General features: G+C 41.7%; 17 protein-coding genes and 1 riboswitch. Of the genes, 6 read left to right on the forward strand and 11 right to left on the reverse strand.

All coding sequences use genetic code 11. The annotated features are described in order from the left end of the window. Window positions 1-76 precede the first annotated feature (76 nt). A complete protein-coding gene (locus tag Q0058_RS03510) occupies window positions 77-724 on the forward strand; it encodes a queuosine precursor transporter (protein ID WP_298221348.1) in 648 nt (215 codons plus the stop codon). Beyond that, window positions 725-1,288 carry a DNA-3-methyladenine glycosylase I gene (locus tag Q0058_RS03515; protein ID WP_298221349.1) on the forward strand — a complete coding sequence of 188 codons (564 nt, stop codon included), beginning with the start codon at window positions 725-727 and terminating at the stop codon, window positions 1,286-1,288. Here Q0058_RS03515 and aat read toward each other — a convergent pair. The 3 genes from aat to Q0058_RS03530 all read right to left on the reverse strand — a co-directional run bounded on the left by aat (window position 1,281) and on the right by Q0058_RS03530 (window position 3,307). Next, window positions 1,281-1,925 carry a leucyl/phenylalanyl-tRNA--protein transferase gene (gene aat, locus Q0058_RS03520; protein ID WP_298221350.1) on the reverse strand — a complete coding sequence of 215 codons (645 nt, stop codon included), beginning with the start codon at window positions 1,923-1,925 and terminating at the stop codon, window positions 1,281-1,283. The genes Q0058_RS03515 and aat overlap by 8 nt on opposite strands. 97 nt (window positions 1,926-2,022) lie before the next feature. Next, entirely contained in the window at window positions 2,023-2,397 is a 375-nt protein-coding gene (locus Q0058_RS03525) for a DUF3127 domain-containing protein (protein WP_298221351.1), read from the reverse strand. Window positions 2,398-2,419: 22 nt separating this feature from the next. Then, window positions 2,420-3,307 (reverse strand): flavin reductase family protein, encoded by an 888-nt coding sequence (locus Q0058_RS03530; protein WP_298221352.1) that lies wholly within the window; start codon window positions 3,305-3,307, stop codon window positions 2,420-2,422. 366 nt (window positions 3,308-3,673) lie between these two features. On the opposite strand from Q0058_RS03530, the gene Q0058_RS03535 reads away from it, so the two are divergent. Both Q0058_RS03535 and Q0058_RS03540 read left to right on the forward strand, forming a co-directional pair. Further along, window positions 3,674-6,580, forward strand: a complete 2,907-nt coding sequence (locus Q0058_RS03535; RefSeq protein ID WP_298221353.1) for a starch-binding protein — start codon at window positions 3,674-3,676, stop codon at window positions 6,578-6,580. A gap of 124 nt (window positions 6,581-6,704) precedes the next feature. After that, the gene (locus Q0058_RS03540; protein ID WP_298221354.1) at window positions 6,705-7,850 is read left to right on the forward strand and encodes a HAMP domain-containing sensor histidine kinase; all 1,146 of its coding nucleotides are present in this window, start codon (window positions 6,705-6,707) and stop codon (window positions 7,848-7,850) included. A 39-nt stretch (window positions 7,851-7,889) separates the two neighbouring features. Here Q0058_RS03540 and Q0058_RS03545 read toward each other — a convergent pair whose 3' ends face one another. Then, window positions 7,890-8,279 (reverse strand): HIT family protein, encoded by a 390-nt coding sequence (locus Q0058_RS03545; protein WP_298221355.1) that lies wholly within the window; start codon window positions 8,277-8,279, stop codon window positions 7,890-7,892. Window positions 8,280-8,284: 5 nt separating this feature from the next. After that, window positions 8,285-8,758 carry a transcription elongation factor GreA gene (greA, locus tag Q0058_RS03550; protein WP_298221356.1) on the reverse strand — a complete coding sequence of 158 codons (474 nt, stop codon included), beginning with the start codon at window positions 8,756-8,758 and terminating at the stop codon, window positions 8,285-8,287. 164 nt (window positions 8,759-8,922) lie between these two features. On the opposite strand from greA, the gene Q0058_RS03555 reads away from it, so the two are divergent. Next, window positions 8,923-9,348, forward strand: a complete 426-nt coding sequence (locus Q0058_RS03555) for a hypothetical protein (protein WP_298221357.1) — start codon at window positions 8,923-8,925, stop codon at window positions 9,346-9,348. On the opposite strand, the gene Q0058_RS03560 is transcribed toward Q0058_RS03555, so the two are convergent. The 6 genes from Q0058_RS03560 to Q0058_RS03585 all read right to left on the reverse strand — a co-directional run bounded on the left by Q0058_RS03560 (window position 9,345) and on the right by Q0058_RS03585 (window position 16,214). After that, on the reverse strand, window positions 9,345-11,474 hold the full coding sequence (locus Q0058_RS03560; protein WP_298221358.1) for a TonB-dependent receptor: 2,130 nt from the start codon (window positions 11,472-11,474) through the stop codon (window positions 9,345-9,347). The genes Q0058_RS03555 and Q0058_RS03560 overlap by 4 nt on opposite strands. Before the next feature lie 84 nt (window positions 11,475-11,558). Then, a riboswitch (TPP riboswitch) is annotated at window positions 11,559-11,652 on the reverse strand. 49 nt (window positions 11,653-11,701) lie between these two features. Continuing rightward, complete coding sequence (arfB, locus tag Q0058_RS03565; protein ID WP_298221359.1) at window positions 11,702-12,118, reverse strand: alternative ribosome rescue aminoacyl-tRNA hydrolase ArfB; 417 nt, start codon at window positions 12,116-12,118, stop codon at window positions 11,702-11,704. After that, window positions 12,118-14,232, reverse strand: coding sequence for a DUF4301 family protein (locus Q0058_RS03570; protein WP_298221360.1), 2,115 nt, complete (start codon window positions 14,230-14,232; stop codon window positions 12,118-12,120). Before Q0058_RS03570 ends, arfB begins: the two co-directional genes overlap by 1 nt. Continuing rightward, window positions 14,187-14,816: a nicotinamide riboside transporter PnuC gene (gene pnuC, locus Q0058_RS03575; protein WP_298221361.1), complete on the reverse strand. Its 630-nt coding sequence runs from the start codon at window positions 14,814-14,816 to the stop codon at window positions 14,187-14,189. Before pnuC ends, Q0058_RS03570 begins: the two co-directional genes overlap by 46 nt. A gap of 3 nt (window positions 14,817-14,819) precedes the next feature. Then, window positions 14,820-15,536: a geranylgeranylglyceryl/heptaprenylglyceryl phosphate synthase gene (locus tag Q0058_RS03580; RefSeq protein WP_298221362.1), complete on the reverse strand. Its 717-nt coding sequence runs from the start codon at window positions 15,534-15,536 to the stop codon at window positions 14,820-14,822. A 39-nt stretch (window positions 15,537-15,575) separates the two neighbouring features. Next, window positions 15,576-16,214 (reverse strand): 4'-phosphopantetheinyl transferase superfamily protein, encoded by a 639-nt coding sequence (locus tag Q0058_RS03585; protein ID WP_298221363.1) that lies wholly within the window; start codon window positions 16,212-16,214, stop codon window positions 15,576-15,578. Window positions 16,215-16,442: 228 nt separating this feature from the next. On the opposite strand from Q0058_RS03585, the gene ahcY reads away from it, so the two are divergent. Then, window positions 16,443-17,759 (forward strand): adenosylhomocysteinase, encoded by a 1,317-nt coding sequence (ahcY, locus tag Q0058_RS03590; protein WP_298221364.1) that lies wholly within the window; start codon window positions 16,443-16,445, stop codon window positions 17,757-17,759. Window positions 17,760-17,853: the final 94 nt, after the last annotated feature.

Below are 17,853 nucleotides of genomic sequence, written 5' to 3' on the forward strand. Positions count from 1 at the left end.
CCTCGATTCGTAAATGTATCGAGGTTTTTTTTTACCAAAAAGTAGCTAGGAACAATTCGATTCATTAAATTTAGCCATGTTTAAATCCAAAAAAGACACCGTATATGTTGTACTCGCGGGCATTTTCATCACCAACGCTGTAGTCGCAGAATTGATTGGCGGAAAACTGATTCATGTGGGTTCAGCCGTCATGAGTGTGGGCATATTGCCTTGGCCGGTCGTTTTTGTAACTACCGATTTGATCAATGAGTATTTCGGGGAAAAAGGCGTACGCAAACTTTCTTTAATCACCGCAAGCCTGATTGCTTATTGCTTTGTATTGCTCTATGCAGCATTAAAAATCCCTGCCGTGAATGGCCCGAATCTGGTCAGCGACGCTCAATTTACCGCCGTTTTCGGGCAAAGCATGTGGATCATTGTAGGAAGCATCACCGCGTTTATGGTGTCACAATTAATCGATGTGAGCATTTTTCATTTTGTAAAGAACCGAACGGGCAACAAAATGATTTGGCTCAGAAGTACCGGTTCGACAGTAATCTCACAGCTTTTTGATAGTTTCATCGTGCTCGGCATTGCCTTCTGGATGACCGGCAAAATGACGACCGAAGTTTTTATTATATCGGCTTTTACGGGTTATTTTGTGAAACTCATCATTGCCATCTTATTGACACCGTTGATTTATCTCGGACACAGTTTAATTGAAAAATACATTCACGCTAACTAAATGGAAACCAAAATACGCTGCGCCTGGTGCGAAAAGGATGATTTATACCGCGATTATCACGACAACGAATGGGGAAATCCGGTTTACGACGATGACAAATTATTCGAATTCCTGGTTCTGGAAACCTTTCAGGCCGGCTTGAGTTGGTATACGATTCTCAAAAAACGCGACAATTTCCGCAAGGCTTTTGATGATTTTGATTATAAAAAAGTAGCACAATATGAAGAACCGAAAGTACAGCAATTGTTGTTGGATGAAGGTATCATACGCAATCAGCTTAAGATTCGAGGCACGATTGCTAATGCCATTGCGTTTATAAAAGTGCAGGAAGAATTCGGTAGTTTCTCCAAATACATCTGGGGATTTGTAAACCACAAACCGATTGTCAACAACCTGAAATCGACATCAGAAATTAAAGCCACTACTGAAATTTCAGATATTCTTAGTAAAGATTTAAAGAAACGCGGTTTCAAGTTCGTAGGCTCAACGGTAGTTTATGCGCACATGCAAGCCACCGGAATGGTTGATGATCATATGGCGGATTGCTGGAAAAAAACTAAATAGGTTTTCCATTTAATATTGCCATGAATTCCATTCGGTCGATTTCACGGCAACCCAAACTTTCGAGATGTTCATTATAAACTTGGCAATCCAACAAGCGGTAATTTTCTGATTTCAATTGATTCACCAAACTGATGAAAGCGGCTTTCGAAGCATTCGACACCAGCGAAAACATACTTTCGCCACAAAACATATGACCCAGATTGATACCATACAAACCGCCCACCAAACGCTCGCCTTCCCAAACCTCAACTGATTTTGCAAAGCCAAGTTCGTTTAGTTTACAATACGCTTCAATCATTTCATTGGTAATCCATGTACCGGTCTGCCCATCGCGTTTGACGTTTTTACAATTCGAAATCACTTCCCTGAAATTTTGGTTGAAAGTGACTCTGAATAAGCCGCGATTCAGAACATTGCGCATGCTTTTCGACACTTTGAGTTCGTCTAAAAACAACACCATTCTAGGGTTAGGCGACCACCAAAGTATCGGTTGATTGTCTTCAAACCACGGAAAAATGCCGCTTCTATAAGCCAACAGCAACCGCTCAGACGATAAATCACCACCAAAAGCAAGAATGCCTTCTGGAGAAGCGGTTTCAACTGCCGGAAAATAAAGTGCTTTAGAAACGTGATACATTGGAATTACAATTTGTCGGCAATATACTAAACAAAAAATCAGAAACTAGTCGTTGCTAATTTCTGATTTTCTATATAAGCTTTGTCTCTTCTTTATCTTAGAAAGGCAAATCGTCGTGCTCTTCTTCGGTAAAACTCGGGGCCGGTTCAAAAGCTTGAGCCGTTGGCATTGGCGGTGCTTGTTGTGGTGCTTCGGCTTGAAGTTTTCCAATTCTCCAACCTTGGATGGTGTTGAAGTAAACGGTTTCTCCTTGTGGATTGACCCATTCTCTTCCTCTCAAATTGATATCGATTTTCACGGCTTCACCTACAGCGAAACCATTGAGCAAATCGCATTTGTCCTGTACGAACTGCACCAATATGTGTTGTGGATATTGCTCATCTGTAGTCACGACCACATCTCTTTTTCTGAATCCTGACGAACCCACTTCTTTGGTGGTATCGATCATTTTAATTTTCCCTGTAACTTCCATCTGCTAAAAATTTTATTGTTGATTATTTTTTTGAAACTGTTTTGGCCAGCAAGACTTTCCAGGCTGAAATCACATCTTGTTGGTTAAGATATTCTTTGGTTTTCTGATGAATTTTAATCTCATCATCACCACTTAAAATGCCTTTGACAGCAAAATTTTCCTTTACAAATATAGCAACTTCTTCCGGCGTAGGCAAGGCTTCGATATTGCCCAACATTCCTAAATCATTACCATTGAAAATGCTGCTTTTCTTGATGAAATCCGGAATCGCATCGACACCAATCCCAAGATTGGCAATGGGTTTCGGTACTTCAAACAAGCCTTGGTTGGAACGCGAATACCAGTTGCTGCCCAAGCGCGCCACGAGATCGATTTTGTGTTGGTCTATGTTGCCGTTCGCATCGAGGATTTTTTCGTCGATATGAATTTTGACAACTTCACAGATGATTAAGTTTCCCGCGCCACCTTCTGTTCCGAGCGCTATAATTTCATTGACTTTACATTCGAACTGTACCGGAGATTCCTTCACGCGATAAGGTTTTACAATATCGGATGGAATTTGCGTAAGCCCGGATTTTACAAACTCATTGACACCATCAGCATATTCGGTACTCGACAAGGAAGCCTGCTGCACAATATCATAGTTCACAATATTGATGACAACTTCTCTTGTCGCTTCCGCATTGATCAAAGTATGTTTGGTCGTATTGTCGCGGACGCGGCGTGCCGGTGAAAAAATCAGAATCGGCGGATTGGAACTGAACACATTGAAAAAACTGAACGGCGAAAGATTAGGTTTTCCGCTGGCACTCAAGGTACTTGCAAACGCAATTGGACGCGGCGCAACAGCACTTTGCAAATAAGCTTGAAGTTTGAGTGGCGTTAAGTCTTTGGGTTCGATGCTAAGCATGATTTTGTTCGGTTTCGACAAAAATAGCAAATAGGAATACGCCACAGGAATTGCTGTTGATAAGATGGCTGTTTGTTGAAAAGTATTCGTGTGATTTACGGAATGCCCTAGCCCTGATGGCAGTGGTTATCCTTTTGCGGCGGCGTTCGCCGCAAAAGATATGAACGTACAGCAGGATTAAGCTTCTAAAAATTCTAGCCGCAAAAGGCAACACATTTTTTTATCAACAATTGAGGCAACTATAACGTTTTAGTTGATTTTTCACAGCATAAAAACACATTATTCAAAGAAGCTCTTAAAAATATTTGAATTTTATTGTTAATTTCATAAAAATTAAACGCAATTCTAAACCTAACCGACCTTAAAATGAACCCAAAATTATCTTTAAAAAAGTTTGTCTTTTCGATGGCATGTTGGTGCGTCGTTTCTTTATCAGCAATCCAAGCGCAATCTTCGACCAACGTAAATGACATCATGTTACAAGCTTTTGGCTGGGACGTGCATACGCAATTACCTGTAGCCAATGAAGGCGGGCTTTACAACTATTTAAAAAACCGTTCGGGCAATTTTGCTACTGCCGGTTTTAATGTCATCTGGTTGCCACCACCTAGCAGATCGACTGGCGGCGTGGGCTATATTCCTACAGAACTCTTCAATTTCTCACAGACCGTTTATGGTTCGGAGGCGCAATTGAGAGCCTTATTGACGGCTTTCAACACGAGCACACCGAGAATCCATCCGATGGCGGATATTGTGGTGAATCATCGAGGCGGCACCACTAATTGGACTGATTTTACTAATCCTACTTGGGATTGCCATTCGATAACGAGCAATGACGAAGCTAATTTTGGAACCATCACAGGCGTCAGGCCTTGCGGAACTCCGGACACCGGAGAAGATTTTAATGGCGGAAGAGATTTGGATCATACCAATTTACAAGTACAAAACGGCGTCAAAGAATACCTCACAAGACTCAAAGCTTTAGGATTTGACAGCTGGCGTTGGGATGTGGCGAAAGGGTTTTCTGCAGGGTTTTTTGGGGATTACATCAATTCCTCATCGCCTTATGCTTCTGTTGGAGAATATTGGGACGGCAATTCTGCAACCTTAAAATCTTGGATTAACGGGACCGGAAGCAGATCGGCTGCGTTTGATTTTGCTTTGTATTATAATGCTTTGCAACCCGCGATTAACAGTGGGAATTATGCCGCACTTTCGGGAAATCCTGGATTGGCAGGACAATTTGGTTATGCGGACAAAGCCGTTACTTTCATTGACAACCACGATACTTTTGTGAAACCAGGCAGTTTTGTAACGAGCGACAATATCATGAAAGGTTACGCATTCATCCTGACGCATCCGGGCATTCCGTGTGTTTTCTTTCCGCATTATTTTGGCGGGACTTTCAGCAAAGACGGTGTGACGGTGGCTTATACTTCGAATCAGGCAGCGATTGACAAACTCATGGCGATCAGAAGAAACAATGGTATTAATGCATACAGTTCCGTTGTCGTTTCGAATGCAAGTTCGTTTTATTCAGCCACTATTGACAATAAAGTCGTGGTGAAAATCGGCCCAGGATTGTGGAATCCCGGAACCGGTTGGGTTTTAAAAACCTCCGGAACCGATTATGCCGTTTGGGAAAGAGAAACCGTGACGGATGTACCAAGTTTAGCGATTGCACCAATTGGTGGAAGTTTTGTCAACGGAACTACTGTCAATGTCGTATTAACGGCCAACAACAGCGCTTCGACCATCTATTATACTTTGGATGGCTCAACACCGACAACGGCTTCTGCTTCTGCGATAGGTACAAAATCATTGGCCATTACAAGCGCGGCAACTTTAAAAGCATTTGTTCGAAATACTGCTGGAGTTAGTTCTGCTGTAAGCAGTCAGGTTTATAATTTTACCACGCCGCCTACTTTCATGGTCTATTTCAAAAAACCAACGAATTGGAATGCGGCCGTCAAAATCTATTATTGGTCTCCAACCGGAACCGCTCCAGCAGTCACTTGGCCTGGCGTAGCAATGACATTGGATTGCGGCGATTGGTATAAATTTACTTTCCCTTCAACCGTAAGCGCTTCTAATTTGTTATTCAATGACGGTACATTGCAAACTCCTGATTTAAATGCTACTGCTGGCTTACGTTATTATGACAATGCCTGGTTAGCTTCTGAACCAACGAACCGTTGTCCGGCCATTGCTCCTGTGCTCACGGTATCCCAAGCTGGCGGTACGTTTACGAGCGGATCAACTGTAAATGTTGTGCTCACTGCCAACGTAAATACCTCAACCATCTACTATACTTTAGACGGCTCTACACCAACAACAGCTTCTGCATCTGCAGTGGGAACAAAATCATTAGCCATTACGAGCACGACCACGTTGAAAGCCTTCGTTAGAAACACATCCGGTGTAAGCACAGCAGTAAGAACCGAAGTGTATACTTTTACCAATCCAACGCCTTTTACGGTTTATTTCAAGAAACCAGCCAATTGGGGCAGCGCGGTTAAGATCTACTATTGGAATACTACCGGAACTGCTACGGCTGTAACTTGGCCCGGGTTTTCGATGACTCTGGATTGTGGTAATTGGTATAAATTTACGTTCCCGGCAGCAGTTAGTGCGTCGAGCATCATTTTCAATGACGGCACATTGCAAACCGCTGATTTAACAGCCACAGCAGGCATTCGTTATTACGATAACGCTTGGTTAAGTGCAGAACCGGCCAACCGATGCCCAACTTCTATGACTGTTTATTTCAAACCGCCAACGACTTGGACTGTGGCACCAAAAATCCATTACTGGAATGCGATTCCGGCGGGAAGTGTCGCCAATACCACCTGGCCAGGAAATACGATGGTTGCTGATGTGAATGGCTTTTACAAATACACTATTGTCGGGCCTACATCGGTCAATATCGTCTTCAATAACGGCAGCATGGGTACTGGAAACCAGACGCCCGATTTGCTGAACAAAACCAATGGCTATTCTTATACTTGGGGAGCTGCGGCCAGAATGATTGGAGATGAAATTTCAATGAAACCGGCTATTATTTATCCCAATCCGGTAATTGATGTACTTCAGATAAATACTGAATCAAAAATTAATCATTTCAAAATCCTCAACATTCAAGGCACCATTTTAAAAGAAGGGAAACCCATCGACAACACTATCAACTTGAATGATTTAAGTTCGGGGCTTTACTTTTTGCAAATGAAATACGAAAATGGGCAGGAAGAAATCCAGAGGGTTTTGAAAAAATAACCACTTCAAAAATTAGGATTAAGGCTTAAACGGACTTCTGTTTAAGCCTTTTTTAATGATTCGCCGGGCATATTTTACAATCGCAACAGAATTATTTCTTTATATTTATGGCTCAAATTGACTTATGGAATTTTCGAACAGAAAAAATATCACACGCTGGGTTTTAATCGCCGCTTCGTTTGTAATCATCACCTTGATCTTATGGAACACCTATACTTTCTTCCAGATTTTCAAAAATGAAGAACGCGTCAAAATGGAGCATTGGGCCGAGGCGCAGAAAACGCTCAACAATGCCGATGTCAACGCTGATATAGAACTGCCTCTGAAAATCATACAGAATGCCACAATCCCAATTATCTTAACGGAAAACAACAAAATCCTCAGCACTAAAAATATTGACGAAAGCATTCTTGAAGACACAGTAAAAGCTAAGGAGCTGCTTGCAAAACTCAAAAACCAGAACGACCCGATTGCGATTGAGTACGTGCCCGGAAAATTCCAATACTTGTATTACGGCGATTCTTCGTTACTTAACAAACTAAAATATTATCCGATTGCACTCGTGCTGATTATCGTTTTGTTTGGCGCCTTGGTTTACAATTTCTACAAAAGCACCAAAATGGCGACGCAGAATAAACTCTGGGCCGGGATGGCAAAGGAAACCGCGCATCAGATTGGAACGCCGCTATCGTCTTTGATTGGCTGGCTCGAAATCATGAAAGCTGACGATGTCGATCCGGTCACGATTTCGGAAATTGAAAAAGACATCATGCGCTTGCAGACCATCACGGATCGTTTTTCTAAAATCGGATCCGAACCGATATTGGAACCACGCGACATCATCAAGGAAACTTTAGAGTCGTATGATTATTTGCAGTCGCGCTTTTCGAAACAAGTGGTTTTCTCTTTTAAAGCACCGAAAAAACCCATCATGGTTTCATTGAATCCGGCTTTGCACAGCTGGACGATTGAGAATTTAGTAAAGAATGCGATCGATGCGATGAAAGGCAAAGGCAAACTCGCCGTAGTGATTGAAGATGACGGGAAATTCGTCAAAATAAAAGTATCGGATTCTGGAAAAGGCATTCCTAAAAACCAATTCAAAAGCGTCTTCGAACCTGGCTTTACAACCAAAAAACGCGGTTGGGGTTTGGGTTTGTCACTCACCAAACGCATCGTAGAAGAATACCATAAAGGCAAAATAAAAGTGTTGAATTCTGAAGTGAATAAAGGAACGACGATGCAAGTGGTTTTTGAAAAAGTCGTTTAAATAAAAAACCCGAACCTGAATTCGGGCTTAAAAAACTTCTTATAAATTATCTTGGATGCTTTTCGCCAAAGCTTCAAATTCCTCGTGCGAAAGTTTCACTTTGTTCTGGAAACGCATCTCATCCATTTCGTTGAGCGGAATCAGGTGAACATGCGCATGCGGCACTTCCAGTCCGATAACGGCCATTCCGATTCTTTTGCACGGAATCGTTTTTTCTAAAGCAGCTGCCACTTTCTTGGAAAATTGCATCAACCCTAAATAAGACTCGTCATCCATATCAAAAAGCTTGTTGACTTCTTTTTTTGGAATGCACAACGTATGCCCTTTGGCGTTCGGGTTCACATCTAAAAAAGCCAGAAAACGATCGTCTTCGGCTACTTTATAACTGGTAATTTCCCCGTTGATGATTTTAGTGAATATCGTTGACATTGTGATTATCTTGAAATTTCCAAAACCTCAAATTTCAAAACGCCGTTAGGAACGGTAATTTCAGCTACATCGCCTACTGATTTTCCTAACAATCCTCTTCCGATTGGAGAAGTCACGGAGATTTTTCCGGTTTTGAGATCGGCTTCGCTTTCTGCGACCAAAGTATATTTCATCTCCAAACCATTCAACTGGTTTTTGATTTTGACATTCGACAACACCAAAGCTTTGGACAAATCTAATTGCGATTCATCGATCAGTCGGGCATTCGAATGTACTTCCTCTAATTTGGCAATGCGCATCTCAAGCAAGCCTTGCGCTTCCTTAGCCGCATCGTATTCTGCGTTCTCCGACAAATCGCCTTTATCTCTGGCATCTGCTATATCCTGGGACGCTTTGGGGCGCGCCACGTTCTTCAAATAATCTAATTCTTCTCTTAATTTTTTTAATCCTTCTGCTGTGTAATAAGATACTGCACTCATAATTTCCGTCATTTATATAAATAGAAAAAATCCCATGTCTACGGGATTCCTTGTGGGCAAAGATACTATAATTTCTTTTAGATAATAATTATATGTTAATCGCAACCAAGCCAAATTTAATTAATTTATATTTGTTAGCATCATTATTCACTACTTTTTTATCTATGAAAAAATATTTTATAATCTTTATGGTCATTGGTTTGTTGTTCGGCTGTGAGAAAGATTCAGGAAGAACCTACAACAATCCGTATTTGCCCAATTATAGTTTTTCAGCGACCATCAATTTAAATTTGCCCGGCTACAGCGGACTGAATTCTAATTCCAATCCGATCATGTTTACCGTTGATGGCGATATCAATATCGTCATGATGAAAGTCGCCGGAACCGATTACCGCGCCTGGAACGGAAACTGCCCGAACCAAGCGCCCACTGCCTGCTCGAAACTCTCCATTCAAGGGTTAAGCGCCAAATGCAATTGCGAAGACGGTTATGCCTACAGCCTTTTTGACGGCACTGCCGCAGCACAATACGGTATGATTCCGTACCGCGTGGAAGTTTTAAACAGCAGCACCATTCGCGTCTACAATTAGAAATTCAAAGTCAATCCTGCTAAAAAGTTAGTGCCCGCTTGCGGATAATAATACGGATACACGTCATACATATAACCGTTGGAAATGTATTGTTTGTCCAGCACGTTGTTGACCAAACCAGTGAATACAATCGATTTGAAAACTGATTTGGGTTTGATTTCATAAGCTATATTCAGATCGTGAACTGCATAATCAGGTAATTTCGCATCAGGCAATTCAATATTATTGAGATATTGTTCCCCAACGAATTTAAACAGCCACGAAATCTGCAATTTTTCCAAAGGTTTGTAGGTTAAAATATTTCCCGCAACCAGCGACGGCGAATAAGCGATGTCTTTCGTTCCCGCGTTTTCACCATTCACATTAAGGTCGATGTTTTTGTTTTCACTAAGACTGATGTTCGGACTTACCGTCAATCGTTTGGTCAATGCTATGTTTGCATCAACTTCAAACCCAAGTCGGTAACTTTTCTCGCTGTTGGAGCGGATCGGATTACCGACATCATCGAGGTTTCCGGTTAAGATCAGTTGGTTTTTGTAGGCCATGTAATAAACGTTCGCGTTCCATTTTACCTTCGCCGAAAGATGGCGCCAGCCCAATTCATAATCATCGAGTTTTTCGGGTTTTGGATTCCCGTTCTCATAATCGGTTCGATTGGGTTCGCGGTTGGCTTTAGCATACGATAAATAGAGTGCGTTTTGTGCATTCAGATCATAAGTGATTCCGGCTTTGGGATTCAGGAATTTAAAGGTATCGTCAACATATTGTGGCTGTACACCATCAGCTTTATAATTGACCCTGCGGTATTGCAAATCGCCAAACAAATTAATTTTGGAAGTGATCTGATAATTCGCTTTGAGGAAAACATTGCCATCGGTTTTGGCGGCAGTATCTTCATAATAATTTCCCTGTAACGGATTAACAACAGGCAAAGCAACCCATTTCACTTTCCCGAAATGATCACCTAGGAATTTGTTCCAACCGCCACCAAAAATCACCTGAAGTTTTTCGTTCTTGTAAGTCGCTGAAAACGTAGTTCCGTAAAGGTCATTGTCTAGCCATTTCTGGTTGACGAGATCGGTGGTTTCTTCTGTACCTACCGGCGTCAGATTGTATTTTAAAAATGTTGTGTCGTCTTCATAATTTTGATAGTAACCATTGCCTTTAGTGTAATGAACCGCTAAATTGGTCGTCCATTTTTCGCTGATTTTCTCATTCCAATGCAACTGAAAATGGTGCTGCTGGTAATTATCAGTCTGGTTGTCATAAAACTGAACATTGCCCGCATCGTCATAATACAAACCAGAGGAATTAAAAGTACGGTCGGTTTTGATGGTTTCGCTGTCGATGCCATTCCACGATTGATAGGTTTTTTCCTTACCGCCAAAGAGCAACGCTTTGATTAAAGTGGTTTTTCCGACGTAGGTTGCCTGCAGAAAATACGATTTCAAATCTGAAGAAGCGCGATCGATATAGCCATGCGAATTGATGCTCGAAACCCTTCCCGCAAGTTCAAAGTTGTTGTTTAATAATCCAGAACTGAATTTCAAGGTGTGTTTGTGCGTGTCAAAACTGCCGAACGAATTGGAGAATTCACCTTTACTTTCCTTAGAATAACTGTCAGTCAATAAATTCAAACTCGCTCCAAAAGCACTGGCACCATTAGTTGAAGTCCCTACGCCGCGTTGCAATTGCAGACTTTCCACTGACGAAGTAAAATCGGGAAGATCGACGAAATAAGTGCCTTGGTCTTCGGATTCGGTGTAAGGAATTCCATTAATCGTCACGTTCACATTCTTGATGCCACGCACCCGAAATCCGGTGTAACCCACACCATTGCCAGCGTCGGAAGTCGTGACAACCGAAGGCAAATAATTCATAATGACCGGAATATCCTGCCCGAGATTCCTCGATTTGATTTCCGATTTGGACAAGTTACTGAACGTGACCGGCGTTTTTTTGGTGACGCGAACCGCCGAAACCAGCACTTCTTCCAAAGCATTGACTTTCGTCGTGTCGGCGAGCTGTTGCGCATTCACGAAAGTGGTACCGGAAAAAAGAAAAGTAGCGACAAGAAGTTTCTTTCGCAGCGATGCCGTAGCATCAGAAGGGAATAAAGTTTTCATTCGTAAAAGTTTACGAATAAAAGGGGCCATTATTCTTGGTTAAAATTGATGGTTGTTTCCTATGACAAAGTACAGCGTATACTCCGTTTTTTGTCATTTTTTCCCTTAACAGCATTACCTGTTCAGGTTCGTTGGGTATAATCTCAGCTCGTTATTTAGAGCACCCCTTTGAGACGCGACAAATGTAATTGATAATTGATAATTGACAATTGATAATTGAAATTATTTTAATCCTCTGATGAATTAACATTGGGTTTTCTTCTAAATTGTTTGGTTTCAGAGTTCGTCCGTTTGGCCTTGATTCTCTTTTCAATCGCGGCTCTCGGGGTTCTCGTCGCTTTTCTGGCTTTGGGAACAATCAAAGCGGTCTTGATGATTTCGACAAAGCGTTTGGTGACCAAAATTTTATTTTTAAGTTGGCTGCGGTCTTCTTCGCCATTTAAAATGAGTAAAAAATCGGAAGTCAATCGCGGCGCCAGCTTGGTTTTGATTCTGGTTTTTTCCTCAGCCGATAATCCTTGTGATTGCTCCACATTGAAGGTCAATATGACTTTTGAGGCCACTTTGTTTACGTTCTGACCACCGGCTCCGGAACTTCGGACTGCTTTGTAGTTTAATTCGGCTATGACTTTATCCAAATCCATTATTGCGGCTGATGAGCGGGTTTGAGCAAATCATTGACGGTTTTCACAGGATTGAAAGTAATCAAAGGCACTTCGACAAAAACGGTAATCCATTTGGCCATAGCGCCGTTCCATAATCCCGGAAGTTCATAGGCTTTGATGTCTTTGCCGTTCTTGTTCTTATCGACGATGAAGCCGCTTTCGTGGTCTACAAAATCATTGAGGTCAAACCTTTTGCCTTTGAAATCTTTGATGGCACAAACTAAATCCACCGGGTTAAAATGCGTCGCTTCCTTTAAGATTTTCGCCTGATATGGATTGTTTAAATCGACTTGAGAAGTTTCAATAATCTGCAACGACAGATGGCCTTTGACATCGCGCACCCAAAATGGCCCGCCGCCCGGTTCCCCTTCGTTCTTTACCATGCCGCAAACCCTTATGGGACGATTGAGAATGTCCTTGATATACAGTATTTTATTCTCTATAGTGTATTTCGAAAAATCTTCGATGATTTCGATATTGAGTTCTTTTTCAACAAATTCGATGGTGGCATTGATATTTTCTTCCTGCAATTTCTGGCTTTCAATCTGGCGCAATATCTCGAAAACCCGCTGCTGCAATTGCAATAAAATTCCCGCAAGTGCCTTTTTATAGAGCGTAATGATCTCGATATGGTTTTGGATGACGTTGTCAATGTTTTTGATGAAAATGACGTCCGCATCCATCTGGTTCAGATTGTCAATCAGGGCGCCGTGACCTGCCGGGCGGAACACCAATTTCCCCATTTCGTTTCTGAACGGAACATTGTCATGGCTCACAGCAATGGTGTCGGTAGACGGATTCTGGAAAGAAAAACTGATGTTGATTTTCGTCTGGGTTTTATCTTCAACCTTTCTGATTTCATTCTCAATGATTTTTTCAAATTGAGATTGATGAATGTCCGAAATCGTAAAATGGAGGTTTGAAGTGCCCTTCGCGCTGGCATATAAGGCGCTTTCATTGAGGTGCTCCTCTATAGGCGTCGCCGTATGTGTCTCATATTTATGGAACGGAAGGATGGCTTTGGGCTTGTTGCTGAAATTGAAGTATTCACTGTCCAAAAGCAACTTAATGAAATGATAGTGCTTCATATCGCTTTCCCATTGCTTAAAATCAGGATGCAATTCCCTGAGAATGGTATCGATGGTATCGTAAAACGGGAATTTATCGACTCCTGTCAAAAAGACGGTGAGATGCGATAAATTCTTTTTATTGATGTAACTGTTGATGGTTTCGTTCTCGATGTCAAATTCGTTCAGGAATTCGTTCAGGAATTTGAACATCCTGCTCGCGGCGCCTGAAGCCGGCACAAATTTGAGTAATTTGAGATCTTCCTTTTTGGAATCGAAGTAATCCGAAAATTCGTGAAATTGGTTTTCATCCAACTTTAAAATGCCGTCATTTTTGGTAGCCGGTCTGACCAATATCGCTTTGGCGATACCATGACGGAAAATATCGAGATGGCTGTTGATGTGATCCAGCGATATGCCTTTTTTGTAGATCTGTACAAAATCATGAGCATTGAATCCCATGCTTTTGGCTTTTTCGAGATCTTCAATGATTTTTATGGCTTTCTGCAATCTCGTATCGGCATCACCAGATAAGGTAATGTAAGGTTTATCATAATCTATCAATGCCTGTCTGAAAACAGCCAATGCGCTTTCGCGGTTCTCGGGAGCATCACGCAAATCGTCCTTTTCCCAAGGCACGTCTACATCCGTCAGGAAAAACAAATCATATTTGTGTTTGCGGGCGGCCTTTTCCAAAACCGGATCGCAAAAATTATAATAAATCTCAGAAAAAACCTTAGTGACCAACAAACAAGTATCGCAGAACAAATAATGATTGGCCGTGAGTAGCGCTTCATTCTCCAACCGCGTCTGTCCAACAGCAATCGGCATCAAATCTTCAGGCTCGCAGATTTGTTTGGTATTGTCCCACTTTTGCTGCAAATAATCTCGGGCAAACTCGGGCGCCCAAACCGTCTGGAAATGGGAAGCCAATTGTTTTGCCAAAGTGGTTTTTCCGGTTGATTCCGGACCAAACAGAGCTATTTTGGCGATGATTGAATGTTGTTGTTTAAGATTTTCTTCCATTCTGAATAAGCTGAAACAGCCAAAATTGTAAAAATTAAATATTGTAATGCCAACATTCCCAATCCGCGATAGGCATACAAAGGAACTACAAGGATATCACCGATAATCCAGAGCGTCCAGTTTTCTATTTTCTTGAGGGCCATATACCACATGCCCGTAAAAAAAAGCCCGGATGCAAAAATATCAATATAATTGTCTTTTCTGATCGTATAGCCAAAGAATTTATAGATGCCGAAAACTACAAAAATCGTAATAAAAAAAAGCAGGAAGCCTGTTAATTTTTCTTTTGCAGTGGTTCTTGTGATGGCCAAAGGCACTTCATTGTCTTGCTTTTTCGCCCAACGATACCATCCGTAAATACTCATGATCGAGAAATAGGCATTGATCATCATATCGCCCAAATAGCCTGCAATCCACAACAAATAAGAAGTGATGATTGTCGCAATAAGCCCCGTAGGATATACCCAGATGTTTTCTTTCTTGGCAAACCATACGCTGAGAATGCCCGAGACGAATGCCGCAAATTCCAATAAGATTTGGGTTAGTGTTGCGTCTTTGTAGGCATTGAGAAAAAAATCGAGCATGGTTTAAGTAATAAAAAAATTAAGATCATTCTCGAAAGCCGTTCCGATAACGACTATGTCAGCGCCAGCTTGATATGCTTCGTTAATTTGCTGTTGCGAACGAATGCCGCCACCAACAATTAACGGAACGCTGATCGCTTTGGATACACATTCAATCATGGCTAATGGCACCGGTAATTGCGCGCCGCTTCCCGCTTCGAGATATATCAGCTTATTGCCTATAAATTCCCCGGCTTTGGCGGTTTGTGCCGCATACGCACTATTATTCCTTGACAAAGGTTTGGTTTGGCTTACTTTTTCTACGGCAGTTTCAGCGCCGCTTTCAATTAAGATGTAACCTGTTGAAATGATTTCAAGATTGGTTTTTTCTAAAAGGGGAACCGCTTGAATCTGATGTTCTATAAGGTATTCCGCGTTTCTTCCCGAGAGCAACATCAAAAACAAAATGCCATCGGCTTCAGCAGAAATTTGCGATGGATGCCCGGGAAAAAGCAAGATGGGCAGATGAATGTGTTTTTTTAGTTCCAGAATCTGCGCATCGACTATAGATCCTTCAACGGTGCTTCCGCCAACAAACACATGAGTTGCCGGAGAATCCATGATTTTTTTGCAGAATGTCCGAATATTTCCCAATTCGATTTTATCCGGATCAAGCAGAATGGCGAGCAGTTTTTTACCGGCTGTTTTTGATTGAAGGATATCGTGATAAAGATTTTTCATGGGCTCGCAAAGGCGTTGGGGCACAAAATTTTTGGGGATTTAAACTGATTGCTTTTCAAAAGCGTAAACTAAGGTAAAATTTTCTACTTCATCAAAAAAGATATCAAATGCGATATGCTTCTGCTGAAAATTTAACATCGCGGTAGTTTGTTTCTGCCCGATATCGAATGCAGCTACTTTGATATGATCCTTAAAACTGATGCCCGTTTCGTTGCGGATTTTAAAAATCGCTTCTTTGGCGCCCCAAATGACGGTCAGTTTTTGAATGTAATCAGTAGCTTCCGGTTCTAAAAAATCCGATTCGGCTTCGGCAAATTTGTGCGCGATCACTTTGATTTTTTCGCGCTGCATTTCTAAATCGATGCCTGTATTGCGGTTGCTCAGAATAATCGTTGAGAATTCATGCGAATGCGAAATGGAGATGTGCCTGCCATCCTCAAAATACGGTTTGCCAAATGCGTCATAATGCAGATCGAAATCGGAATAACCGGCTTGCTGAAGCAGTTTCCGGACACTCAAGAAAGCGCGTTGGTGCAGTTCGGATTTCATGCCCGACAGCCGGACAGCACTCTTTTCCTTGAGTGGCATGCCTTGAGACAACTCCTCAAAAGTTTCCGTGATTTTCCAGACGAGGATTTGCGTGTCGGGATTGTGGTCTATGATTTTATGAAGTGGCATGAAACGGATTCTGATTTATAGCCCCGATAGTAGTGGAAATCCTTTTGTGCCGTTGTTCGGCGCGAAAGATTGGGAACGGATAGCGGGATGAGCTCCTGAAAAAAATTATTTTATTGATTTTTAAAACTTTACAGTATTAAACAACTGATAATTATGAACAAATGTTTTTTAATTTCTAAGTTAATGCCTAAATTTGCCGAAAATTTTATAACAACAAATATAATATAAATGAGTACTACGACGATGCCTTTTGTGGCTTACAAAGTAAAAGACATTTCTCTTGCCGCTTGGGGAAGAAAAGAAATTGAATTGGCGGAAGCTGAAATGCCGGGATTGATGGCGCTTCGCAGAGAATACAAAAACGAACAACCGTTGAAAGGTGCGCGTATTGCAGGTTGTCTTCACATGACGATCCAGACGGCGGTTTTGATTGAGACTTTGATCGCTTTGGGCGCTGAAGTGACTTGGTCTTCTTGTAATATTTTCTCGACTCAGGATCAGGCTGCTGCTGCAATTGCTGCTGCGGGCATTCAGGTTTACGCTTGGAAAGGTCTTAACGAAGTGGATTTTGACTGGTGTATCGAGCAAACCTTATTCTTTGGTGAAGACAGAAAACCATTGAACATGATTTTGGATGATGGTGGTGATTTGACCAACATGGTTTTCGACCGTTACCCGGAATTGGTTCCTGGAATCAAAGGATTGTCTGAAGAAACTACTACGGGTGTTCACAGATTATACGAAAGAATGAAAAACGGAACTTTGGTGATGCCAGCCATCAATGTGAATGATTCGGTTACTAAATCTAAATTCGACAACAAATACGGTTGTAAAGAATCTGCAGTGGATGCGGTTCGTCGTGCTACTGACATTATGTTGGCTGGAAAAAGAGTGGTTGTTTGCGGATACGGAGACGTTGGTAAAGGAACTGCTGCTTCTTTCAGAGGTGCTGGCTCTATCGTTACCGTTACTGAAATCGACCCGATTTGTGCATTGCAAGCTGCGATGGACGGATTTGAGGTTAAAAAATTAAATACTGTTGTAGGAAATGCTGATATCATCATCACGACCACAGGAAACAAAGACATCGTTTTGGGAAGCCACTTCGAGCAAATGAAAGACAAAACCATCGTTTGTAACATCGGTCATTTCGACAATGAAATCGACATGGCTTGGTTGAACAAAAACCATGGTGCATCTAAAATCGAAATCAAACCACAGGTTGACAAATACACGATTGCAGGAAAAGACATCATCATTTTGGCTGAAGGCCGTTTGGTGAACTTAGGTTGCGCTACAGGCCACCCAAGTTTTGTGATGAGTAACTCATTCACCAACCAAACTTTGGCACAAATCGAATTGTGGAAAAACAGCGCGAACTACAACAATGAAGTTTATATGTTACCTAAACATTTAGATGAAAAAGTAGCGGCTTTACACTTAGAGAAATTAGGCGTTGAGCTTGAAACTTTGAGAGACGATCAAGCAGCTTATATTGGTGTAGAAGTGAAAGGGCCGTTTAAACCGGAGTATTACAGATACTAAATTACATTGTAAGATTTTAGGATCTTGAGATTATAAGAAAACCCTTGCTGAAAAGTGAGGGTTTTTTATTTATATTTACTTTCATTATTAACCA

This window comes from Flavobacterium sp. (assembly GCF_027484705.1).
Lineage (GTDB): Bacteria > Bacteroidota > Bacteroidia > Flavobacteriales > Flavobacteriaceae > Flavobacterium.